The organism is Chiayiivirga flava, from assembly GCF_014202825.1.
Taxonomy (GTDB): domain Bacteria; phylum Pseudomonadota; class Gammaproteobacteria; order Xanthomonadales; family Xanthomonadaceae; genus Chiayiivirga; species Chiayiivirga flava.
In genome coordinates this window covers 85,383-107,299 of sequence record NZ_JACHHP010000005.1, presented here as the reverse complement: position 1 = coordinate 107,299, position 21,917 = coordinate 85,383, and the positions used below count along the sequence as shown (strand labels likewise).

18 protein-coding genes are annotated in these 21,917 nt (G+C 65.3%); 1 reads left to right on the top strand and 17 read right to left on the bottom strand.

The annotated features are described in order from the left end of the window. Positions 1–13 precede the first annotated feature (13 nt). From HNQ52_RS13590 to HNQ52_RS13510, 17 genes are all read right to left on the bottom strand, one after another. Complete coding sequence (locus tag HNQ52_RS13590; protein WP_183961717.1) at positions 14–2,221, bottom strand: hypothetical protein; 2,208 nt, start codon at positions 2,219–2,221, stop codon at positions 14–16. Next, positions 2,218–4,350 carry an acyltransferase family protein gene (locus tag HNQ52_RS13585; RefSeq protein ID WP_221282095.1) on the bottom strand — a complete coding sequence of 711 codons (2,133 nt, stop codon included), beginning with the start codon at positions 4,348–4,350 and terminating at the stop codon, positions 2,218–2,220. Before HNQ52_RS13585 ends, HNQ52_RS13590 begins: the two co-directional genes overlap by 4 nt. Before the next feature lie 45 nt (positions 4,351–4,395). Continuing rightward, entirely contained in the window at positions 4,396–7,578 is a 3,183-nt protein-coding gene (locus HNQ52_RS13580) for a glycosyltransferase family protein (protein WP_183961715.1), read from the bottom strand. Then, complete coding sequence (locus HNQ52_RS13575; RefSeq protein WP_221282094.1) at positions 7,575–9,332, bottom strand: heparinase II/III family protein; 1,758 nt, start codon at positions 9,330–9,332, stop codon at positions 7,575–7,577. Before HNQ52_RS13575 ends, HNQ52_RS13580 begins: the two co-directional genes overlap by 4 nt. A gap of 13 nt (positions 9,333–9,345) precedes the next feature. Continuing rightward, on the bottom strand, positions 9,346–10,674 hold the full coding sequence (gene wecC / locus HNQ52_RS13570; RefSeq protein WP_281378039.1) for a UDP-N-acetyl-D-mannosamine dehydrogenase: 1,329 nt from the start codon (positions 10,672–10,674) through the stop codon (positions 9,346–9,348). Beyond that, positions 10,598–11,725: a non-hydrolyzing UDP-N-acetylglucosamine 2-epimerase gene (gene wecB, locus HNQ52_RS13565; protein WP_183961713.1), complete on the bottom strand. Its 1,128-nt coding sequence runs from the start codon at positions 11,723–11,725 to the stop codon at positions 10,598–10,600. The genes wecC and wecB overlap by 77 nt, the downstream gene beginning before the upstream one ends. After that, complete coding sequence (locus HNQ52_RS13560) at positions 11,722–12,366, bottom strand: ATP-binding cassette domain-containing protein (RefSeq protein ID WP_183961712.1); 645 nt, start codon at positions 12,364–12,366, stop codon at positions 11,722–11,724. Before HNQ52_RS13560 ends, wecB begins: the two co-directional genes overlap by 4 nt. 68 nt (positions 12,367–12,434) lie before the next feature. After that, a complete protein-coding gene (locus HNQ52_RS13555) occupies positions 12,435–13,220 on the bottom strand; it encodes an ABC transporter permease (protein ID WP_183961711.1) in 786 nt (261 codons plus the stop codon). Positions 13,221–13,336: 116 nt separating this feature from the next. Then, a complete protein-coding gene (locus tag HNQ52_RS13550; RefSeq protein ID WP_183961710.1) occupies positions 13,337–14,479 on the bottom strand; it encodes a glycosyltransferase in 1,143 nt (380 codons plus the stop codon). 51 nt (positions 14,480–14,530) lie between these two features. After that, positions 14,531–15,655, bottom strand: coding sequence for a dTDP-4-amino-4,6-dideoxygalactose transaminase (rffA, locus tag HNQ52_RS13545; protein ID WP_183961709.1), 1,125 nt, complete (start codon positions 15,653–15,655; stop codon positions 14,531–14,533). Beyond that, positions 15,652–16,524 (bottom strand): class I SAM-dependent methyltransferase, encoded by an 873-nt coding sequence (locus HNQ52_RS13540; RefSeq protein ID WP_183961708.1) that lies wholly within the window; start codon positions 16,522–16,524, stop codon positions 15,652–15,654. Before HNQ52_RS13540 ends, rffA begins: the two co-directional genes overlap by 4 nt. Then, a complete protein-coding gene (locus HNQ52_RS13535) occupies positions 16,521–16,883 on the bottom strand; it encodes an EamA family transporter (RefSeq protein ID WP_183961707.1) in 363 nt (120 codons plus the stop codon). Before HNQ52_RS13535 ends, HNQ52_RS13540 begins: the two co-directional genes overlap by 4 nt. 32 nt (positions 16,884–16,915) lie before the next feature. Next, entirely contained in the window at positions 16,916–17,863 is a 948-nt protein-coding gene (locus HNQ52_RS13530; protein ID WP_246387858.1) for a glycosyltransferase family 2 protein, read from the bottom strand. Between the two features lie 2 nt (positions 17,864–17,865). Beyond that, positions 17,866–18,510 (bottom strand): NeuD/PglB/VioB family sugar acetyltransferase, encoded by a 645-nt coding sequence (locus HNQ52_RS13525; RefSeq protein ID WP_183961705.1) that lies wholly within the window; start codon positions 18,508–18,510, stop codon positions 17,866–17,868. Beyond that, positions 18,504–19,145, bottom strand: coding sequence for an HAD family hydrolase (locus tag HNQ52_RS13520; protein WP_183961704.1), 642 nt, complete (start codon positions 19,143–19,145; stop codon positions 18,504–18,506). The genes HNQ52_RS13525 and HNQ52_RS13520 overlap by 7 nt, the downstream gene beginning before the upstream one ends. Before the next feature lie 5 nt (positions 19,146–19,150). Further along, positions 19,151–20,116 (bottom strand): ATP-grasp domain-containing protein, encoded by a 966-nt coding sequence (locus tag HNQ52_RS13515; protein WP_183961703.1) that lies wholly within the window; start codon positions 20,114–20,116, stop codon positions 19,151–19,153. Continuing rightward, positions 20,113–20,958: an NAD-dependent epimerase/dehydratase family protein gene (locus tag HNQ52_RS13510; protein ID WP_183961702.1), complete on the bottom strand. Its 846-nt coding sequence runs from the start codon at positions 20,956–20,958 to the stop codon at positions 20,113–20,115. Before HNQ52_RS13510 ends, HNQ52_RS13515 begins: the two co-directional genes overlap by 4 nt. A gap of 216 nt (positions 20,959–21,174) precedes the next feature. Here HNQ52_RS13510 and HNQ52_RS13505 point away from each other — a divergent pair, with 216 nt between their 5' ends. Next, the gene (locus HNQ52_RS13505) at positions 21,175–21,915 is read left to right on the top strand and encodes a CoA transferase subunit A (protein WP_183961701.1); all 741 of its coding nucleotides are present in this window, start codon (positions 21,175–21,177) and stop codon (positions 21,913–21,915) included. Positions 21,916–21,917: the final 2 nt, after the last annotated feature.

The following is a 21,917-nucleotide window of genomic DNA, read 5'->3' as shown; positions in this document are numbered from 1 at the left end:
GCGGCTAGTGTTTTCACGATGCACCGCGGGGCGTGCGAAGCAGACGCAGAAACTGTACCTCGACCCGTGTCAGCCGATTCGCGCGTTTGCTCGGCGTGGTGATGCCGGAAACAAGATCCACCTGCACGGCACCGCACGCCCTGGCGGGCACGGCGTCCAGCGCAACGTAGTGTTCCACGGCGGCTTTTGCGGGCAAGTTCGTCTCGAAGACCTTGGTCCCATCGAATCGCACCTCCAGGGTGGCGAACGTCCGTTCGTCTGCCTCGGGGGTTGCGACCACGAAGAATGCAAGCGCCCTTGCCTCGTCTGCAGCGCCGCACACCCTGGGCGAGACCGCCCGGACGCGGGTGCCGACCTGCATCGGCTCGGTGAACCCAAGCACTGCCGCATGGGTGCCGAAGTTGCCGAGCAGTTGCAGGTCGGGGTTGTGCGTGGTGGATCTGCGCATGTCGCGACCGGAGTGCTGCTGCATCCGTCGCAGAGCCTTGCGTTCGGACACCTCGTCGCGGCCACCGGCGGAGCTGAAACGCCAGCCGTGGATGATGCGGCCGTCGGACGCATCGTAGCTCCGGTCGAGCACCACCCATGCACCCACCGCGCAGGAAACGACGACGGTTGCCGCAGTCGCACCAACCCCCAGGCTTCGGTACACCCAGGTGATTTGTCTGGTCGTCCGTTGCGCGTAGAGCGCGGTCGCGACGAGCTGTGCACCGATGAACCAGATCGGGAAAATGTACCGCGGTTGGCTTTCGCCGACGGCGCCAAGCAGCAGCAGCAATGCGCCGAGCAGGCTCAGCTGCATCAGCATGGCGTTTGATTTTCGCTCTTGTCCGAACGTGCGGACAAGAGCGAAGGCAACGGCGAGACAGAATGCTGCCGCGAACGAGACATTCCAGACGCGCTGTGCCCAGTAGCGGTCGCGCTGCGCGGTGTGCGTCTGCATCAGATAGAAGCGGTAGTTGGAGCCGAGGTCGAACTGCCGATAGAGACGGAACAGATGCGCATGCACACGCGACAGCGGCTGATTGGCGATGTCCGACAGCAGCAGCGATCGGGAAAACTCCCGCCATGCAGCCGGCGTAGGCTCCAGCTTGCGCATGTAGTCGTTTTCGAACCGTTCTAGCCAGGAGTAGTAGCCGCTGGCCAGACTGCTGCCGTGTGATGCGAACACGCGTGCCTGCTGCATCGCAACGGTGTCGGGGTCGCCCAGCAACCCGAGGGTTCGTAACGTCCAGCCGGTCAGCCCCATACCGCATACGGACGCGGCGAGCAGTACGCTTGCCGCCGCCGCCTGGCGGCACGTTTTGCGCCGGCCTTGCTTGCGGTGGGTCGCGATCATCCAGGTCAATACGAGGCGAATCAGGTGCACGCAGATCCCGAGGATTACCACGAGTCCGATCTGCCGCTGCAGGTCGAGCAGCGCGATTGCTAGGACGCTTCCGACGAACAGCACGCCGATGCGCAGCCACCGTGCTCGTGCAGGCACGGTGACTGCCACGATCGCGCGCTGCAGCGCAAGCGCGAGCGCGATCGCGATGGAGAGGAAGAACAATCCCCAGATGTCGTGGGAGGCGGTGATGCTGGCGTGATAGGTCTCCGGCACCAGGCCGAAGATCAGCGCGAAGACCAGTGCCGCGCGGCGCTGGCCGGAGCGCAGCAGCAGGCCGCAGCCGATGGCCTGGATCGCGGCAAGCAATGCGATGTTCATCGCCGGCACGATCACAGGATGCGCGCCGAAAGCGAACATCACCGGTGCCAGCAGCGGCAACGCGCGCCAATGGTAGATCGTCGGATCCGCCGGCAATCCCCGCGTAACCATCTCCTCGGCCGCCAGCCACATCGCCTCGAAGTCGCCGCGCAGGGGCTCGTCGATCGAACAGGCATAGAGCACGTGCAGCAGCACGCTTGCACAGATCACCGCCGCGATGGCACGCGCGATTCGATCGTGCGGCACGTGCCGGGCGAGTCCCACGATCAAAGCGGTCGACAGTCCCGTTAAGGTCACCCCGATGATCCACGCGCCAGGCCGCTGGTAGAGAAGCGTTAGATCGGTGAGCTCGTTGAGCGTGGCGAACAGGCCCAGCAGACAGCCGAGCGCCAGTGTCGGTAGCAACAGTGCAGCCAGCGGTACGTCAGGCAACACCTGCAGCCAGGTCGATCGTTCGCCCCGGTGGTGCGACGCAGCTGTCTGCGATGCGCTCTCGTCTCCGGCGTAGTTCACGGATCTGTCCGGGTGGCAGGACTGTCGGGCGACGGCGGTACGGCCAGCGCCGTTTCGAGACGGTGTTGCAGCGTCGGCGCGAGCGTGCGCGCGAATGTGGCCGTCATATGGTGCGAGTCGCGCCAGACGAGGATACCGTCGATCACCGGAGGACAAACCGCAGTCGGACACAGCAGATCGTTGAGATCGGCCAGCACCGCCTGTGGTGCGTCGCGTTGTGCCATGACCAGCGGGTCCGGCGTGGCCAGCACCAGCGAACGCGGGCGGCTGCAGCGTTGCGCCGATCCGCGCGGCGAACCCAGGCACTTCGGCACGTCCAAACCCATGCGCGGCGTGTCCTTGAGCGCCACCACGCGGATTCCCGCGGCCGCCAGCGTGTTCCAGCGCGAGGCCAGGCCCGCAGACAACGCGGCATGGCTGGAGGCGGCGCTCGTGCTGCCGTACGCGGTGAGCATCACCGCCTGACTCGTCACCACCAGTGCGGGGCGCTGTGCGAGGACATGTGCCAGCGCGGCGGCGTTCCACGCATCACACGAGGCGTATGGCTCGCCACCCTTGCCTTCGGCGACGCTGCCGTCCGCGAACGGGCATGCGGATTTGGTAAGTGAGGTCAGCCGCCAGCCTTTGTTCCCGGCGATCCACTGCAGCGCAGGAATCCATTGCGCCGCGTGGGAATCGCCTACCAGCATCACGTGCACGGTCGCGTCGTCGGCGCCCCAGGTGCAGGTGGACGGCTTCGCGCTGCGTGGACTTGCGTGGCAGCCCTGCGCGTAGACATCGGGATTGTCGTCGCGCGCACGCGCAAGCGGAGGCTTGAGGCCCTCGAGCGAGACAGGTGCAGCGACGCTCGAATCGGCTGCAGCGGGTGCGATCTGGGCCGACTCGAGTTGCTGCGCCGCCGGCTCGCTCGCCGGATACAACTCGATGCGAATCAAGACGGCAACCAGCAGACAGCACGCCATCGCGGCAGCGCCGAACGCGAATGGTCTGGCCCCAATCCGCAGCGCGGGGAGAAAGCGCAGGCGGTCCTCCACCAGGCTCTTCGTCTGGTGTGCCAACGCGAGCGAAATGGCGCCGAGCGCCACACCTTCGACCAGATCCGGTCGATGCCCCACGGCGGACTGAAATACGACGATCACAGGCCAGTGCCACAGATAGAGCGAATAGGAAAGGTCGCCGACGTACTGCATCGAACGCGAAGCCAACGTTGCGCGCAGCAGGGTTCCCGGCTGTGCCCCGGCGGCCAGCACCAATGCGGCGCCGAGCGTCGGCAGCAGCGCGAGGTAGCCGGGAAACGCCATCGACGCGTCGATGAGGAACGCGGCAATTCCGATCATCGCCAGTCCGACACAGGCCGCCAGTACGCCTGCCCGGGGTGCAAGCGCCCGCTCGCTAGCCCATACGGCGAGCAAGCCGCCCAGTGCCAGCTCCCATGCTCGCGTAGTGGTCGCGAAATAGGCCAGCCCCGGGTTGCGGGGCGTCAACCAGCACGAGTACACCAGCGACACTGCGAACACGACACCGATGATCGCGCCGAACAACGTGGTCGGCCGGGCTTTTCGGCGCCCCCAGACGCGCGCTGCGACGAGCAACAGCAGTGGCCACACGAGGTAGTACTGTTCTTCCACCGACAGCGACCAGAAATGCTGCAACGCGCTACCTGCGTGTTCCGACGCCAGATAGTCCACCGCCTGCAAGGCCAACCACCAGTTCTGCACATAGAGTGTGCTCGCCCCCAGGTCGACGGCGGTGCTGCGCCATTCCACCTGCGGCAACAGCGGCAGGCAGAACGCGACGGCCAGCAGCACCAGGGATGCCGCCGGCAACAATCGCAGTGCACGACGGGCGTAGAACCGCGAGAGCGCGATCGATTGGGTCGAAACGAATTCCCGCAACAGCAACGCGGTGATGAGGTAGCCTGAGATCACGAAGAACACGTCGACGCCGACGAAGCCACCGGGCAACCGGTCTGGCCACAGGTGATAGACGAGTACTGCGAGCACCGCGACCGCGCGCAGGCCCTGGATCTCGGGCACGAAATGGTCGCGCTGCCCCGGTTCGGCGCGCACGTCGCCGCTCCTGCCGCTCATCCTAGTGACGCCGACATCGGCGATAACCAGGAATGCCAAGACCGGGCTTGCACGGCGATGGACCTACCGACTGCGTCATCGGGATCAGATCAGGATGCGTGAAAGGTCGATACCCTCGCGCACGCCTTCGCAGCGCTTGAGATAGTCCTCGTCCTTGATCGTCCACGTGTGGCCGCCTTCGTCTCCACGCCGGACGCTGACGAAGTTGAAGCGGTCGGACGAGTAGATCGACAGGCCGGCGGCGGCAGCGTCGCGCAAGTACTGCGAGTCGCCACCGGAGCGCAAATCCTCGCTCCAGCGCAATGCCGTCGTGGTCGCGACACGTGCGGTAATGGTGCCGCCCTGGACGAATTTCACGTAGCCGTTCTCCACGCCCATGCGACGCAGGCCGGAGAGATTCCGGTGTTCGAGCAGTGTGTAGTAGCAGGTCTTGCCGACGATATCCGCATGCGAAAACTCCATTGCACGCACCAGATCGGCGATGTAGTGGTCGCCGTAGACGTTGTCGTCGTCCATCTTGCTCCAGATCTGGCCCGAGCACTGCGCAATGGCCGCGTTGAGACAGGTATAGAGAGACTCGGCTTCGTCCACATGCAGCACGGTCACGTTGGGCAGGTCGGCGAACTGCGCTCGCACCTCGTTCAGATCCACACCGTTGCGGTTGAGAACCAGCATCAGTTCGATGTCGGGATACGACTGTCGCCGCACGTTGTGCAGGCAGTTGGGGAGATTCTCCGGACGATTGGTACACAACACGATCGAGACCCGCGGCATCGCGCTCGCGACCGGGGCAGGCAGTCCGATGCGCTGCATCACCTGCGCCAGGCGCACACGATAGGTATGATCGGTCAACACCGCGCGCATCGCGAGATGGCCTTCGATGCGGCGCTTTTCCTCGTCTCCGAGCAGTTCAGCGATGTGCGCACGTGCTTCTGCTTCGTCCCGTGCCACGCGGACGAGGCCAGGCAGCATTGCCTCCATTCCGGCCGAGGGTGTGGACACCACGGGCGTCGCACAGGCCAGCAGCTCGAATACCCTGCGCGAGAACATGCTGGGAGATTCCAGAACCGAGTTGGCATTGAGAAAGACTTTGAACCGACGGTACGCGGTCAGCACGCTCGAATAAGGCAACGCGGGACGGATCCACTGCCGGTACTTCGATGGGAACGCGTAGCGCGGATCGTCCAGCGCCGAATGGCGATCGAAGATGTGCAACTCGAAATGCGTGGCCGCGTCCAGCAGCGGCTCAAGCACGGCGCGCCGCGTGTCGTGCTTTTCGGCGAACCAGCTGCCGGCAAATGCCACGTCGAACTCGTCGCGTCGCGAAGTCGGGTTGTGGATGTCCGGCTGCGCCGCGAACGGCAGTGCCGCCACGCGGTCGTGACCCAGATCCTCGCGGTATTTCGGCAGCAGCGATTCGTCGGTGGTGAAAACGTGATCGAACAGTCTGGCCGCGGCGATGAACTGGTCGTAGTTGAGCGGGTCTTCCTTGTTCCAGAACACGGTCGGGATGCCATGCTCTCGGCAGTAAGCGACGAGTTTCGGCAGTGCCGCGTCCGGTTTCTCGGCGCAGCGGTTGATCTCGCCCTTCCACTGTCCGCCGTTGCCGCGCCAGGCCGATTCCACCAGCAGAAGGTCGGGTCGAGTCGTTTCCAGCTGGGTCTGCCATTCGCGCTTGGACAGTGGCAGCAAGCGCGCTTCCGGCGCAAAACACTGTTCGGAGAATTCGTCGAGCACGGTGGCGATCACAGGCGACGCAGGCGCGCGATGGGCATGCGGGACGAATGCCTCGAAGCGAGCGGCTTCGATCGCCTGCCGATGCGCGGGTGCGCCGACGGCGGCGCGTGGCAGGCGCACGGCTGCAACCTCCGTATTGCGCGTAGGCTCAGATCGCTTCGACGCATGCGCGCCGTGCGGGACGCGGATGTAGTTCCAGACAACCGCAAGCAAGCGGAACGGCAGCAATACGACGCCGGTCAGAGGGCGTTGTGCAGCTTGCACGAACACTTGACCGATGCGGAAGCTCACGCTCTTGCGAAGTTCGCGAACGGCATGGCGATAGTGCTTGTCGCTTGCCGAAACGATGGCAAGCCGCTGCCTTGTTTCGGCGTGCTTACGGATTTCGGCCTTGAGTTTCTTGTCGCACGCCTCGGTCAAGCGCGAGGTGTCTGCACGCTTGCGTTCCATTATTTGCGCCAGACTGGCTTCCGCCATTGCGATCTGGCGCGCCTGCGACAGGGTCAGCGCCTTCAGTGAAGCGATACGTGCACCGAGGTCGCGATTGCGTTGACGGGACGCATCGAAAGCGGTGCGCATGTCGTCCGTACGCGCCTGCAGCAGTTCCCTCTGGCCGCGCTCGCTGCGCAAGGTGCGATCAATGTCGCCAGCGGCCCTTTCGAGTTCCGCGATCCGCGAGGCACGCTCCTTGTCGTTGCGTACCTGTGCGGCGAGCGCCGCTTCGAGGTCTCGCACCTTGAGACGAAGGTCGGTCGCCTGGGCGCTGTCCTTTTCGAGCTTGCCTACGGTCTTTTCGAGCGTGGAAATGCGCTTCTTGTGGTTGCGGATATGCCGATGCAGGGCGTGCTGCGCGGCGCGCGCCGCATCGTCGCCGAGTTCGACCAGGGCACGATCGCCCAGCTCCGCCCAGGATGCGTCGGGCGCCTCGTCGCGGATACCTGCGTACCGGATGTAGCCGTCAACCACCTCGATGGTCTCCACCGCCGTCCAGCGCCGGACCATGTCGCTGAATTGCGCGAGGCCGAATTCCTGTCGATGGTCGTCATCAGGGTGATACCCGAACGGCGTGGTGATTACGAGGCGGCCGCCATCGCGCAGGCAGGCAATGGCGGTTTCCAGCAGGCGCTCGGGTGCGATCAGATGTTCGAGTATCTCGCCCATCACCAGCGTGTCGAAGCTCGCGGCGGGCAGCGCCGCGCTTTCCAGATCGCCGTGGTGAAAGCGCACGCGCGCCTGCACTGCATCCGATTCCTGCGCAATCAGGGTACGCGCCGCGGCGATGGCTTCGGCATTGGTGTCGACGCCGGTGGTAGACAGACCCTCACGCGCCAGCAGCAGCGCCACGATGCCTTCGCTGCAGCCGACATCGAGAACCTGTGGGCCACGGCACTGCGACGCCACCCAGTCGATGCGGCGGCGCGTGCGTTGGATCATTTCGTGCGACCCGTACGCGCCGAAATAAGCCCGCGCCACATAGTCGCGGGTCGGATCGTCGGCAGGCCGCACGCTGGTGGAGGATTCCGAGATCACCGGGTCGATTCCTGCTGCAGTGTCATGGGTGTGCCGACATCGGCATGGCGCGGGTGGGCAAGGACGTCGATCATCTCGGCGCGGACGTGCTCCAGGTCATCAGTGTGCCAGACGAACGCCGTACCCAGCAGGCTGTCCGTTCCGTGGCAGCGGATCGCAAGCGAAAGTGCCGGCGCGGCGCGTGCATAGCCGCTTGTGATCCAACCCTGAAGCGGCGCCGTCTCGCCGCGATGCGCGCGTACGTCGCAGTCATCGCGAGACAACACCAGATGCAGCGTCGTGCCGTCGTCGAAGCGCAGCGTGCGCATGACGCTGGACGTGTCCGGCAAAAGCATCACGTCGCTGCCGAACTGGAACCAATGCGTGTACTCGTGCGCGTCGTCGGACCGCAGTGCATCGAGCACCAGCAGCATGCGCTGCGGGCGATAGACCAGGGTTCGGGTATGGCGCGTCGCGCGGGGTATGGCTTGCATCGAAGCCCGAAGCACAATACCGCCGTTTTCGATTCGGCTGGGCAACAGGGCCGAGCCATACGCGGCCTCGCCACCTGTGTGCTGGTTGCGCCCGTCGATCTGCACCGCATTATGTGCCCGGGTCGAGGCCATGTAGTCGCGTCGCGCGTCGCGCACGTAGCCGAAGCGGCCCGGATCGATCAGCACGGAGCGACCGCGGTCGAACCAGACGAAGCTCAGGTCATCGGCGTGCTTGTGCGTAGCGGAATGGTGCGCGGCCTGGAAAAACAGTGCCGAGCCGCGCTGCGCCGGAGCATTCCAGGCGCTGCGCGCGATCGCCCAGCCGGTGGACGGAAGGACCTTGAGCATGTAACACACATCGTCGATGCGCAGGGCACAGTCGGATTGCGGCGGTTTGCGTTTGGGTGCGGGGGCGCTGTCGCTGTCGCCGACCGCGAACAGATCGCCAGCGGGATCCGAGAGCCAGGCGCTCACCGCCTGCGCGCCGTCGAGGATCGCGATCGCCCGCGTGGCCTGCGCGTACCAACCGCTTGCCAGCATGCGGCGGAACGTCCTGAGCGCAAAGAAGTGGTACGCCGGCGAATGCTCCGCATGGCCGAAGTCGGGGAGAAACTGCTGGTCGAGCAAGCGTTCGAACTCCGCGAGTGCGGGCTGCTCGGTGCGTGTGCAGTCGGTCGCGCCCGCTCGACACAGCGCCAGCAACCCGTGCACCTGGAACAGGCCGTGATTGGTGGCGCTGAAGGGCATCTGTGCGAGCAACGTGTCGCGTGCATGTTGAGCCAGCGGTCCGATCACGGCGTCACGCGCACTCTCGCGGCCTGCGGCACCCAGTGCCACATGCAGCCACGCGAGCTTCTGTGCGCGAAGTCCCAGCGCCATGTCGTAGTCGCCGAACTCCGAACGGCGCCCCTCATCAAGGTGATATCGCTTCCAGTCGCGCGCCAGTGCCAGCATGCGGTCGAGCAACATCGGATCGGCGTCGTGTACGTAGGCGAGCACCAGCGGATCGAGCATGCGCCAGGCATGGAGCTGGAACCGCCAGTTCGGGTCGGCAAACGGGTCTGCGTTCCAGTCGATCGGCGGCGTGAGCGGCCACGGTTCTACGCCCTCGCGCGGCTGGAACTGTCCGGCAAGCGCTCTTTCGAGCGCCACTTCGGGATGCCTGCTTCGGACAAGATCGATGTGCGCTGCAAACGTGGTCACGGGTTCGGTGGGCAGCGCTGCATTCGCGAGCGGCGACAGCAGCGCCAGCGCACACAGGCATGTGCGCACCCGACGCATGATCATTGTCCGGTCACTGCAGCGCGCCGCACACATCGAGCACGGTCTTGTCGGTGCCCAGTGCCCGCAAGAGCGGAGGAAATGCGCGGTGGCGGACAAGCACGAGCAGCAGGTCGCACCGTGCGAGGGCATCTTCTGCGGTTACCAGTGTCGCGCGCACGCCTTGCGACAATACGTTCGGCAACGCGTCGATGTGGGGTTCGACCACGAGTATCTCGAATTCGCTTGCGAGACGATGGGCGATGACCAATGCCGGGCTTTCGCGCAGGTCGTCGATATCGGGTTTGAAGGCCAGGCCGAAGATGCCGATGCGGGTCGCGCCACGTTCAGTCGCCAGTGCCCGCGTCCGTTCGATGACGAAGTCCGGCTTGCCGTCGTTCACGATGCGCGCGGCGCGGATCAGGCGAGCCTGCTCCGGTGCGGAGTCGACGATGAACCACGGATCGACCGCGATGCAGTGCCCGCCGACGCCGCAGCCCGGCTGCAGGATGTTGACACGCGGATGGCGGTTGGCGAGGCGGATCAGTTCCCAGACATCCACCCCCATGCGATCGCTGATCAGCGAGAGCTCGTTCGCGAACGCGATGTTGACGTCACGGAAGGCGTTTTCGGTGAGCTTGCACATTTCCGCAGTGCGCGCCGTGGTGGCAAGGCACTGGCCGTCTACGAAGCGGCGGTAAAAGGCGATGGCGCGGTCCGTGCACATCGTAGTGATGCCGCCGACAATGCGGTCGTTCTCGACCAGCTCGCGGATCACCTGGCCCGGGAGCACGCGCTCGGGACAGTGCGCAACGTGAATGTCGCAGGCGTCGCCGTCTGCTTGCGGCACACGCAAGTCGGGACGCGCCTGGGCCAGCAGAGCGGCCACGCGTTCGGTGGTTCCCACCGGCGACGTCGACTCGAGGATCACGAGGTCGCCTGCCTTGAGCACGGGCGCCAGCGCCAGTGTCGCCGCGTCGACATAACTCAGATCGGGCGCATGCCCATCCCTGAACGGCGTCGGTACCGCGATGATGAAGACATCCGCCGGCTGCGGCTGCAGGTGGGCGGTGAGCTTGCCGGAACCGACCGCGGCACGCACGAACTCGTCCAGTTCCGGCTCCACGATATGGATGCCGCCGGCGTTGATCGTATCGACCACCCTTGGATTGACGTCCGTGCCGAACACGCGCGCGCCACGCGCTGCCATCACGGCCGACGTGGGCAGGCCGATGTAGCCCAGTCCAAGAACGCAAACGGTGGTGTCTTCCATGGACAGGGGCTCTTTATGAAGGTGGAAAGGGTGCGCCGACGCGGCCCGCCAGCGTCGCGACGATGCGAGGCACGGCTTGTCCATCGCCATACGGGTTGTGCGCGGCGCACATCGCATCGAACACGGCGCGATTGTCGAGCAGGGTGTGCAGCGCGTCGACAATGCGCCCGTGGCTGGCGCCGACGAGGCGGACCGTGCCGGCAGTGACAGCTTCCGGACGTTCGGTGGTGTCGCGCATCACCAGCACGGGTTTGCCCAGCGATGGGGCTTCTTCCTGGATGCCGCCCGAGTCGGTGAGGAGGATGTCGCTACGGTCCATCAGCGAGACGAAGGGCAGATAGTCGAGCGGCTCGATCAGGTGCACGTTTGGTCGCCCCGCAAGGATCCGGTTCACCGGCTCGCGCACGTTTGGATTCAGGTGCACCGGATAGACGAACTGCACGTCCTCGCGTACCGCGACGCTGGCGATCGCGCGGCAGATCTGCTCGAACCCGTCGCCGAAACTCTCGCGTCGGTGGCCGGTAACCAGCACGGTGCGGCGGGCCGGGTCGAGGAAATCGAAGGCGATCGAGGACGTGGGCAACCCCCGGATGCGGTCGCGCACCCAAAGCAGCGCGTCGATGACGGTGTTGCCGGTGACATGGATGGTGGCAGGAGACACGCCCTCGCGCAGCAGGTTGTCGCGCGCGCCGGGTGTGGGCGCGAAATGAAGGTCGGCCAGACGTGCGGTGAGGGTGCGGTTGGCTTCTTCCGGCCACGGTGCCTGCAGGTTGCCGGTACGCAGTCCGGCTTCCACATGTGCCACGTTCACGCGCGCGTAGAACGCGGCCAGCGACGCCGCAAACGTGGTCGTGGTGTCGCCATGCACCAGCACGCGGTCCGGTCGCACGGTTTCGATGACACGCCGCAGACCCTCGAGCACCGCACAGGTGACGTCGGTGAGACTTTGCCCGGGGCGCATGATGGCCAGGTCGTGATCGGGCACGATTCCGAACAGTTCGAGCACCGGGTCGAGCATCTGCCGATGCTGGCCGGTCACGCATACCTGCGCATCGAAACCGGGCTCGAGCCGCAGCGCCCGCACCAGCGGCGCCATCTTGATCGCTTCGGGCCGGGTGCCGAACACGGTGAGGATCCTCATGCGAAGGTTCCCTTCGATGCGTGGGAATCCCTGTAGGCGCCAAGCACCGTGTCCACGTCTCCGGCCAGACGCACGCGGCCACCGTCCAGCCACAGCGCGCGCCCGCACAGACGGCGGATCGACTGTTCCTGGTGCGACACCAGCACCAGCGCACGGCAGTCGGTGGCGAGCTCGCGCAGTCGCGCGCGCGCCTTCTCGCGGAAAAAGCGGTCCCCGGTTGCGAGGGTTTCGTCCATCAGCAGAACCTCGGGCTTGAGGTGACTCGCGATCGCGAATGCCAGACGAACCTTCATCCCCGACGAGTACGTGCGGATCGGTGCATCGAGGTAGACGCCGATGTCCGCGAAAGCGATGATCCGGTCGAGCAGCAAACGGACGTGCTGGCGCGAGAAGCCCAGGAGCGCTCCGTTGACGAAGATGTTCTCGCGGCCCGACAGAGCCTGATTGAAGCCGCTGCCCAGGCTCAGAAGCGTGGGTTGTACGCAACGCGCAATGTTCCCCTCGTCGGGTTCGAAGACCCCGGCCATGAGCCGCATCAGAGTGGTCTTGCCGGAGCCGTTGGAGCCCACCACGGCGAGACGTTCGCCTTCGTGCAGTTGCAGATCGATGCCGCGCAGTGCCCAGAACGGCTCGCGTCGCACGCGCAGGGCCGTCTGCGTTTCGCGGGTGAAGCGGACGCCGGCGGCGCGGATGTCGATCAGGCACGTCATCACAGCGCCTGCGGGATTCGGTTGCGCAGGCGGCCGTTGAGCCACGCGCCGGCCCAGATCAAGGCAAGTGCCAGCAGCGCGATCAGGACAAGACCCGGGCCGGGCGGATTGCCCCAGCGCTGCATGAGCAGATCGCGATAAGCGGGCAACAGGTGCGCGAAAGGGTTCAGCATGAACACGGTTTTGGCCAAGGCCGGCATCGTTTCGGAGGCCAGTACGCGATCGACAGCGTAGATCACCGGCGAGAGGTAGAACAGGATGCGGATGCCGTAATCGGCGAACTTGGCCAGATCACGCAGGAACACGGTGGCGGAGGCCAGCAGCAGACCGATCCCGAAGGTCAGCAGCAGCTGCAGCAGCATCAATGGCAGGACCAGCGGCAGTCGCCACAGTAGCGACACATCATAGACTGCCAGCATGAGTCCGAGCCCGATCAACGCGAAGGCCGAATGCAGCACGATGGGGGAGAGCACGTAGACCGAATACGGCACGGGCACGCTCAGGATCAGTCCCTTGTTTCGTGTGTACGCGGTCGCAGCCAACTGCATCGAGCGAGCGAACCACTGCCACGGCACGATGCCGCAGAAAATGAAGAACGCGTAGTCCTCGCCGCCGCGTTCGAGCACGCCCTGCACGAGAAAATAGTAGATCGCCATCAGCAGCAGCGGATCGAGCAGCCACCACAGGTAACCCATGCGGGTGCCCACAACGCTTGCGCGAAGGTCGGCGATCAATTGTGCGTAGAGGACCCCCCGGTTCGTCCACAGATCACGGATGAGTTTCAACACTGGCTCGTAGGGCTGCCTGTTGGGTGCATGGGGCATGGGAGTTGCGCAACGGCGGACGGGCCGGCGATCGCGCCGCGGCAGGCGAAGCGACCCGGCGGCGCAGCAGCGGGATTTTACCCTTGAATGGCGCCCGACGCATGCCCCGGTTCCGGAGTGTCCGACCGGCGCCCGCGTGGCGGCGACGCAAGCACACGTCCCAGGGACTCGGCAAAGCGGTCGCGACCGAATTCCGCCGCACGCGCTTCGCAGGCACGGCGCCGTTGCGCGCAAGCCTGCTCCGTGATTCCGGACACGAGTTCGGCCAGCTGTGCGGGTGTCGGATCGGCCGGCAACAGCCAGCCGCACCCCTCGGATGAGAGGATTTCCGGCAAGCCGCCCTCGTCGACGGACACCGCCGGCTTTCCCGCCGCCAGCGACTCCACGACCGACATGCCAAACGGTTCGCGCTCGGGGATATGGATTGCGGCCGTGCAGCGCTCGAGCAGGTCGCGAATGACCTGCGGATCGATGCTGCGTACGAAGCGGATATTCTCCGCACCTTGCGCGAGCTGAACCAGAGCGTCGTGGTCCGATCCGTCGGACGCCACCACCAGCCGCTGATGCGGCAGATCGCGGAAGGCGGCGACGACTCGGTCGACGCGTTTCTGGCCTTCCTGCCGCGCAAAACTCAGGAAGTGCCCGTCGGACGGTCGCCAGCGATATTGGGCCGTATCGCACGGCGGATGCAGGACCTGCGTGGCGATGCCGAACCGGCGCGTGTATTCGCTCGCGGTGAATGACGAATTTGCCAGCACGCAATCCACCCCGCGCAACGCCGCCTCGAAGCGCGGCTTGAGCCATGCGCCCAACACCGACACGCCGGCCGCAGTCACCGGATGTTCGTCTGCGATGATCCCGTGCGGCGGATCGTAGGCGAACGGCAACGGCGCGGTGTGAGCGTAGTAAACGCGCCGCTGCGATCCCGACGGACGCCCCGGGTCGATCGCGAGCGGCGCATAGTGACCGCTCAGCAGCAGCGTGTCGTAGTCGCGGAAGCGCCGTCGTGCCCGCAGGAACCCGTGGATGCAGCGCGAAATGCGCAACGCGCGGGTGGTCGAGAGCGGCTTTCGCGACAGCAGATGCACAGCATCGAGATCGCAGCCTGCAAAATGCTCCGACGCCGCCTGGAACCATAGCTCCGCGGAGGGCAGAAGCTTCCGCAGGTCGAGCGTAAAGCGCTCGGCGCCGCCACGCGTCTGCAGAAAGTCGTACAGCACCGCGGTGCGGCCGGATTGGGAGGCTGCAGAAATCATCGCCCAGTCAGCCGCTCAGGCGTCCAGCGCGCGCGCGACCGATGCGATCACACGATCGACATCCAGGTCCGGAAGCCACAACGGCAGGCGGAGCAGTGTCTCGCTGACCCGGTCGGTCACGGCCATGTCGCCCGCCGCGCGGCCGCAGCGGCGGCCGGCCGGTGCGCTGTGCAATGGAATGTAGTGAAAGACCGCCGAAACCCCGTCGGCCTTCATCGAAGCGATCGCTCGGGTGCGCGCGTCAAGCGAGTCGAACAGCAAATAATACATGTGCGCGTTGTGGGTGCAGTGGGCGGGTACGATCGGCCGGCGCACCTGGCCGCGCTCCTCGTGCGCAGAGAAAGCGGCGTGATAGCGATTCCACAGCGCCAGGCGCGCGTCGGTGATCCCGTCGGCGTGCTGCATCTGCGCATACAGGAACGCCGCGGTGATCTCGCCGGGGAGATACGACGAACCGATATCGACCCACGTGTACTTGTCTACCTGTCCGCGAAAGAACTGACTTCGATTGGTGCCCTTCTCGCGGATGACCTCGGCGCGTGCTGCGAACGTGACATCGTTGACCAGCAGCGCCCCGCCTTCGCCACTGATAATGTTCTTGGTTTCGTGGAAGCTCAGCGCCGCCAGAGCGCCGATGGAACCCAGCGGCCGGCCACGATACGTGGACAGGATGCCCTGTGCTGCATCCTCGATCACCACGAGCCCGTGGCGTTGAGCAATATCCATGATCTCGTCCATTTCGCAGGCGACGCCGGCGTAGTGCACCACGCAGATTGCGCGCGTGCGTGGCGTGATGGCCGCTTCGATCAGCGACTCGTCGAGATTGAGCGTGTCTGCACGGATATCGACAAACACAGGCACCGCTCCGCGCAGCACAAATGCGTTCGCCGTGGAAACGAATGTGAACGATGGCAGGATTACCTCGTCCCCGGGACCAAGATCCAGCAGCAGCGCCGCCATCTCGAGCGCTGCAGTGCAGGAATGGGTGAGCAACGCGCGCGCGCAGCCCAAACGTTCTTCCAGCCACCCGTGGCAACGCTTGGTGAACTGCCCATCGCCGGACAGGTGCCCGTTCGCATGCGCCTGCGCGATCGCTTCGAGTTCAGCACCGGTCATGTACGGCTTGTTGAAGGGAATCATGCGAGGGCCTTGGTGGCAACGACGAGTCGGCTCCCGCCGACGGGAAAGCGCAGTCCTGCATGGATCAGCACGCGCTCGAACCGCATCATCAGGGCAAGAGTCGAATCGAGCCAGCGCGGGATCCTGAACTCGCGGAACGGATCGTGTGGCGCCTCGCGTGCCCGATCTCCTCCGAGGCGCGAAAGCATCAGTGCGGGCAACAGAAGCGCCACGAACGATGTGCTGAACACCACCTTGAAGCCGGCCTCGGCAAGGCGCGATTCGGGTTCGCCCCGTCGGTAGCGGCGGACATGGTGCGCGATGTCGTCCTGCACGCTCCATAGCCACGGATGCTGCGGCACCGTCAACACCACGCCGCCACCCGGGCGAACCGCCCGGAACAGCTCCTGCAGTACCTCGCGTTCCTCGTCGATGTGTTCGATCACATCGAATGCGCCGATCACATCGAAGGCCGCATCGAACGGCAGTCGCCGCGCATCCATCTGGAACAGCGTGGCACGCGGTGTACGCTGGGCGGCGAAGGCGAGGCCCTCGACGAAGATCTCGCTGCCGTGCACCGCCATCGTAGGCCGCTCCGCAGCGACGGCCGAGAGAACGTAGCCTGTGCCGCACCCGATTTCCAGGTACGACTGCGCTGCCGGGAAATAGCGCGCGAGAGCATCGAGGATCAGCGCGTTGCGTGCACGGAACCAGAAGTTGCCTGCCTCCAGTTCCGCAAGCGAACGGTAGTGTTCCGGGTCGTAGCCGGGCGCGGCGCGCGCAAGGTCCGGCGCAAACGCGACGAATCCGTCGATCGACGCCGGTCGAAAACCGCAGGCCGCACAGGTGTCCGCGAGGACGGCCGCGCCGCAGATGGGACAACGATTCATTCGGTGCCGATCAGCAAGACGCCGACCACGATCAGCCCCACGCCCAGGACCTTGACAGTGCCGACCGGTTCGGAAAACAGCCACGCGCCGCCGAACACCACCAGCACGAACGACGCGGCCGTGAATGGGTAGGCATGGCTAAGCGGCAGCCTGGTCATAGCCAGCATCCAGCACAAGGCCGCGGCGAAGGCAGCGCCCAGGCCCACGATGATCCACGGCCGCAGCAGGAGCTGCCCGAGAAACTGGACCTTTTCCGGCAGGCTCACGGGCATGGCCCCTGCGAGTCCCACCTGCCATTTGACGAGGAATTGGCCTGCCACCGTGAGCAGGACGGTCAGTGCGACGAACAGATAACCCATGAATGCTCCGGCGGGGGCGGTTGCGAACCGGATTATCCGCCACGCGGCGGGTCGGGTGGCGAAAGATTGACGAGCGCGCGGATCGAGAACAAGGGCCGACCTTTGACCTCGCGATAAATCCGCCCGACATACAGCGCCGCCACACCCAGGAAAAACAGCTGCACGCCGAATCCGAGCAACAGCAGGCTCAACAGTGACGGCCAGCCCGCCTGAAAATCCACCAGGGCGAGCTTGAGCGCGACCACGGTGAGCACCGCGGCCAGGGCCAGCGCCGAGATCCAGGCTCCCAGCTTCACAGCGAGAGTCAACGGCAGTTCGGAAAAGTCCAGGATCGCGTCGAACGCCAGCGCCATCTTGCGGCGGAAGTTGAATTTGGACACGCCGGCGAATCGCGCCCGTTGCGCGATCTCGATCACGCCACGCCGCATGCCGATGTGCATGAAGATGCCTTCGATGAAGCGATTCTGTTCCGCGTAGCGCAGGAACTGGTCGGCGAAGCGGCGATTGAAGATGCGCATCACCGCCAGTCCGCGCGGAATCTCCAGGCCGGTGAACTTCTCGAGTGTGGCCCAGAACAGACGCGAAAACACGCGATTGAGGAGTCGATCCTTCTTCTCGCTGCGGACTCCGAAGACCAGGTCGTAGTCGTTCCCGATCGCGGCGAGGAACCGTGGAATTTCCTCGGGCGGGTCCTGCAGATCGGGATCCATGTAGAGCAGGAGTTCGCCGCTCGCGTGCGCAATGGCTGCCGACACCGCGGCCTGTTTGCCGTGGTTGTACGACAGTTCGATCAGCCTGATGCGGAGATCGGACAGCGCATGCTCACGGATGATGGCCGTGGTGCGATCGGAGCTGCCGTCGTCGCAGAAGACCATTTCGTACTCGATACCGAGCGGGTCCAGTACGGCGCGGCACTCGGCGATGAAACGGGCGATGCATTCCTGCTCGAAATACACCGGTACCACGAGCGAGAGTCGCATATTCATGCGTCGGTCCGTTTCAACCGGGCCGGGACGCCGACGTAAAGCCCGGGCTCGACCAGGTTGCCGATCACGACGGCGCCGGCACCGGTACGTACGCCGCTGGCGATCGTCACGTTGTCGATCACCGCCGTGCCCAGTCCCAGCGTCACGCCTGCGTCGACGTGCACGAACCCGGCAATTTTTACCGCCGGAGAAAGGAAGCTGCCTGCGCCTACGCTGCTGTGGTGGGCGACGACACAGCCGATGTTGAGCAGGACGTTGGCACCGATGCTTGCATGCTGGTCGAGCACGCAGCCCGGATAGACCACGGTGCCGTGGCCGACACGGCAAGTTCGATCCACATGCGCGGACGGATGCACCAGCGTGGCGAAAGGGATGTGCGGCGACAACTCGGCGTACAGGCGGTTGCGCAGAGCCATGTGGCGGTAGCCGATGCCGATCAACAGGGCATCGAACGCGCCGTCGCCGTGGCAGGCGCGAACTTCGGCAAGCGGCCCCAGCACGGGCAGGCCGAAAACCTCCTCTCCCGCCGTGCGGGTATCGTCGAAGAAGCCCGCACAACGCAGACCGTCGGCATCAGCAAGGTGATGCGCAATCTGCAGGCCCAGATCCCCTGCCCCGAGAATGGCGACTCGTTTCAGCACAGCGTTGCCAACGCATCAAGGCTGAGGAGGCGCGGCACCTTTGCATGCGGGAACAGGTCGTCGCGGTCGATCAGGAAGGTGTGGATGCCGAGTGCCCGTGCAGGTTCGATATCCAATCGCAGCGAATCGCCGACATATGCGATCGCTTCCGGCGCAAAGGCGCATGCATCGAGCATGCGGCGGAAAAACGCGGCGTCGGGTTTGCGCACGCCTTCCCTCTGCGAGCCGAGGATCCAGGAAAACTGCACGTCCTCGATCAACCCGAGCTGCTCCTGCAGGGTATTGTCCCAATTCGACAGTACACCGAGGGGCTGGCGCAGGGTGGTCAGCGCGCAGGTATCGGGAAAAGGCGCCCAAGGCAAGTAGCTGCAGGCGGCGAACATCGCATCGAGCAGCGTTTGCGATGGAGGCACTCCGAAGGAGCGCAGCAGATGGGCGTTGAAATCGTCGTAGAAAGGCCGGGATGTGCGATCGGGGAACACCACCACCTCGGACAGCCAGCGATGCCTGAGCGCAAGTTCCGTTGCGGGCAGATCGACGCCGTGCTCGCGCAGCGCTGCGGCCATCGCCGGAATCAGCGTCGGTTTGTGCAGCAAGGTGTTTGCCGCATCGAAGAAAATGGCCTGGATGCGCATCGGCGTCAGAAGATTCGGAACCTGTCGTCGCGGTTGTCCAGCTCGGCCAGCGACAGATCGGGATAGACCACGTCGTGCAGGATGCGCAAGGCGCAGCCGCCGGTGATCGCCGGGGCGTCCGGGCGTTGCCCTAGCAGCAGTTCCTGCACCGTATACGCAACGTCGGGAAAGCCGAATTGCGCGCGGATCGAATTGGTGCCGGAGATGCGGCAATTGATCTCGAACGGCACCACGCCTGCGGCTGTCACCCGGCTCTGCAGATTGCAGGAACCGCGGAACGGAAAGGCGGCGGTCATTCGGCGCAAGAGGCCATCGATCTGCGCATCGTAGGCGCGCTCCACCTCGCACGAAGAGGTATTGCCGTGATCGAGATTGCGTCGCAGCGTGATCGCGCCGTGCAGCGAACCATCCTTCAACACATAGAACGTTGTCGTGAGCTCGGGTCCGTCGAGATATTCCTGCACCACGTGCGTGTCGTCGAACGCGCGAGGGTCGGGCGGATCGACGTGGATGCCGCGCGAACCGCGTCCTTCGCGCGGCTTGACCACGGTGCGCGGGAAGTCATCCGCATAGCGCGACGGCAGCACGGAGCGAGCGAACGGAAGACCCCGCTCGGCAAAACGCTCGAAGTTGAGGAACTTGTCCAGGCACAAACCCGACACTTCGGCCGGAGCAGATGCCACCGTGGCCGGCAGGCTGTCGCGGTGGCGCGCCAGAACGTGTGCTTCGTAATCCGTGCTCGGTAGCACGAGGCGCACGTCCTGCAGCACCAGCAGTTGCCTCATGGTGTCGATGTAGCCGGGCGCGGTTGCGAACGGAACCTCGTGTACCGCATCGCAGAGGTGATTGCCTGCGCTGACCCGCACGGTGTTGGTGCCGACGATGCGAATGCCAAGCTCCATCGCGCGCAGATTGCGCAGGATGCCCTGTCCGACGACGCCGCCGATACCGGTGACCAGGATCGAGCTCATGCGAGCAGCATGCTCCGTAACGAGTCTTCGAGTGAATGGCGACACGGACCCAGGTCCACGGCACCGCCCAAGGCGTAACTGAAAGATGGCGACGTGTCCGTGCCGGCATGGCGAATTGTCGCGCCCGAAAAGTCCGCCACGATGCGTGCCACCTCTGCATTCGACCGGGAGCGCGCTGCAATGCCCAGGGTCAGGAATGAATCGTTGCGCAGGATCGCCCGCAGGCACATCGCGGCGGCATCGCGCAGGTCCACGTAATTCTGTAGCCGTGCGCCGTCGCCGTGCAATGTGAGCGCGCCGCTGGCGGCGGCCGTGATCAGCGCGGGAATGAATGTGCCGGTGCGCATGCCTGCGCCGATCAGCGAGGAAAACCGGATCACCGCGTGCGAGGTGCACTGGCGCACGAGACACTCGGCCGCCAGCTTGGACCACGCATAGGGCGAAGCCGGTGTAGTAGGGTCGTGGGTATGGATCGGCAACGTCGTCGGCGCGCCGAACACCGATACGGTCGAGGCGAGCACGTGCCGGGCCGCAGGCCAGGCCTGCACGAGGCGCGACACCAGGTCGACATTCACCGCGAGCAGGTCGTGCGGGCGTGGGTCGGTTAGCGGGATCCGGGCGGCGAGATGCAGCACGGCATCCGGCTGCACCTCTGAACGCAGCAGGGCACCGAGATCGTCGAATGTATCCGGTGCCGGCAGTGCGGCGGTGCCGCCCCGCACCAGCCCGATCACGCTCCACCCCGGCGGCAGATTGGCTCGCACGGTCCGACCGAGCGCGCCGTCGGCGCCTGTCACGAGCACGGTGCGCGGTCGGGTCGCGGGTGTCTGCGGCAAAACCATGCGTCGAACGTCCGGAATCGTGGGCGGGTTGTCGCGTGCGGGCAGCGGCACGTCCGGAAGACCGGCGGGCGAGTCTAGCCGTTTCGCGGGCGGGTCGGCTGTGTCGTCTCCGGGTTGCGGACCGGGAGGTCGTGAGCCATTGCCCGAAGGTCCATCGTGCGGATCCGCGCCGAGACGTTAAACTCCGGTAGTTTCCGCCTGATCGGATTGAGCCCAATGTCTGAAACATCTGCTGCGCCCTCGTCACGTCGAGGCCCCGGAAAGATCTCGCCCGACGCAGCCTCCGCGCTGCACGGCCTCGTCGCCGACGGCCAGACCCTCGCCGTCGGCGGCTTCGGCCTGTGCGGCATTCCCGAGGCGCTGATCGCCGCGCTGCGCGACAGCGGCGCGAAGGATCTCACCGTGATCTCGAACAACGCCGGCGTCGACGGCTTCGGCCTCGGCATGCTGCTCGCGACGCGGCAGATCCGGAAGATGATCTCGTCGTACGTGGGTGAGAACAAGGAATTCGAACGCCAGTACCTCGCCGGCGAACTCGAACTCGAATTCAATCCGCAGGGCACGCTGGCCGAACGCCTGCGCGCCGGTGGTGCGGGCATCCCGGCGTTCTTCACCGCCACCGGCTACGGCACCATTGTCGCCGAGGGCAAGGAAACGCGCGAATTCGACGGCAAGCACTACGTGCTCGAAACCGCGCTGCGCGCCGACGTGTCGCTGGTGAAGGCGTGGAAGGCCGACACCGCCGGCAACCTCGTGTTCCGCAAGACCGCGCGCAACTTCAATCCGGCCGTCGCGATGGCCGGTAAGGTGTGCGTGGTGGAGGTGGAGGAGATCGTCGAGGTCGGCAGCATCGATCCGGACCAGGTGCACCTGCCGGGGATCTACGTCGACCGCATCGTGCACAACGCGTCGCCCGAAAAACGCATCGAACAGCGCACCGTGCGCGCCACCGCCTGAGG

What these genes read in the sequence shown, in the direction of transcription:
- HNQ52_RS13575 (WP_221282094.1), bottom strand. Translation starts at nt 9,332, where the DNA reads ATGCGTCGGGTGCGCACATGCCTGTGTGCGCTGGCGCTGCTGTCGCCG.
- wecC (WP_281378039.1), bottom strand. Translation starts at nt 10,674, where the DNA reads ATGGCGATGGACAAGCCGTGCCTCGCATCGTCGCGACGCTGGCGGGCC.
- wecB (WP_183961713.1), bottom strand. Translation starts at nt 11,725, where the DNA reads ATGAGGATCCTCACCGTGTTCGGCACCCGGCCCGAAGCGATCAAGATG.
- rffA (WP_183961709.1), bottom strand. Translation starts at nt 15,655, where the DNA reads ATGATTCCCTTCAACAAGCCGTACATGACCGGTGCTGAACTCGAAGCG.
- HNQ52_RS13540 (WP_183961708.1), bottom strand. Translation starts at nt 16,524, where the DNA reads ATGAATCGTTGTCCCATCTGCGGCGCGGCCGTCCTCGCGGACACCTGT.
- HNQ52_RS13535 (WP_183961707.1), bottom strand. Translation starts at nt 16,883, where the DNA reads ATGGGTTATCTGTTCGTCGCACTGACCGTCCTGCTCACGGTGGCAGGC.
- HNQ52_RS13530 (WP_246387858.1), bottom strand. Translation starts at nt 17,863, where the DNA reads ATGCGACTCTCGCTCGTGGTACCGGTGTATTTCGAGCAGGAATGCATC.
- HNQ52_RS13520 (WP_183961704.1), bottom strand. Translation starts at nt 19,145, where the DNA reads ATGCGCATCCAGGCCATTTTCTTCGATGCGGCAAACACCTTGCTGCAC.
- HNQ52_RS13515 (WP_183961703.1), bottom strand. Translation starts at nt 20,116, where the DNA reads ATGAGCTCGATCCTGGTCACCGGTATCGGCGGCGTCGTCGGACAGGGC.
- HNQ52_RS13510 (WP_183961702.1), bottom strand. Translation starts at nt 20,958, where the DNA reads ATGGTTTTGCCGCAGACACCCGCGACCCGACCGCGCACCGTGCTCGTG.
- HNQ52_RS13505 (WP_183961701.1), top strand. Translation starts at nt 21,175, where the DNA reads ATGTCTGAAACATCTGCTGCGCCCTCGTCACGTCGAGGCCCCGGAAAG.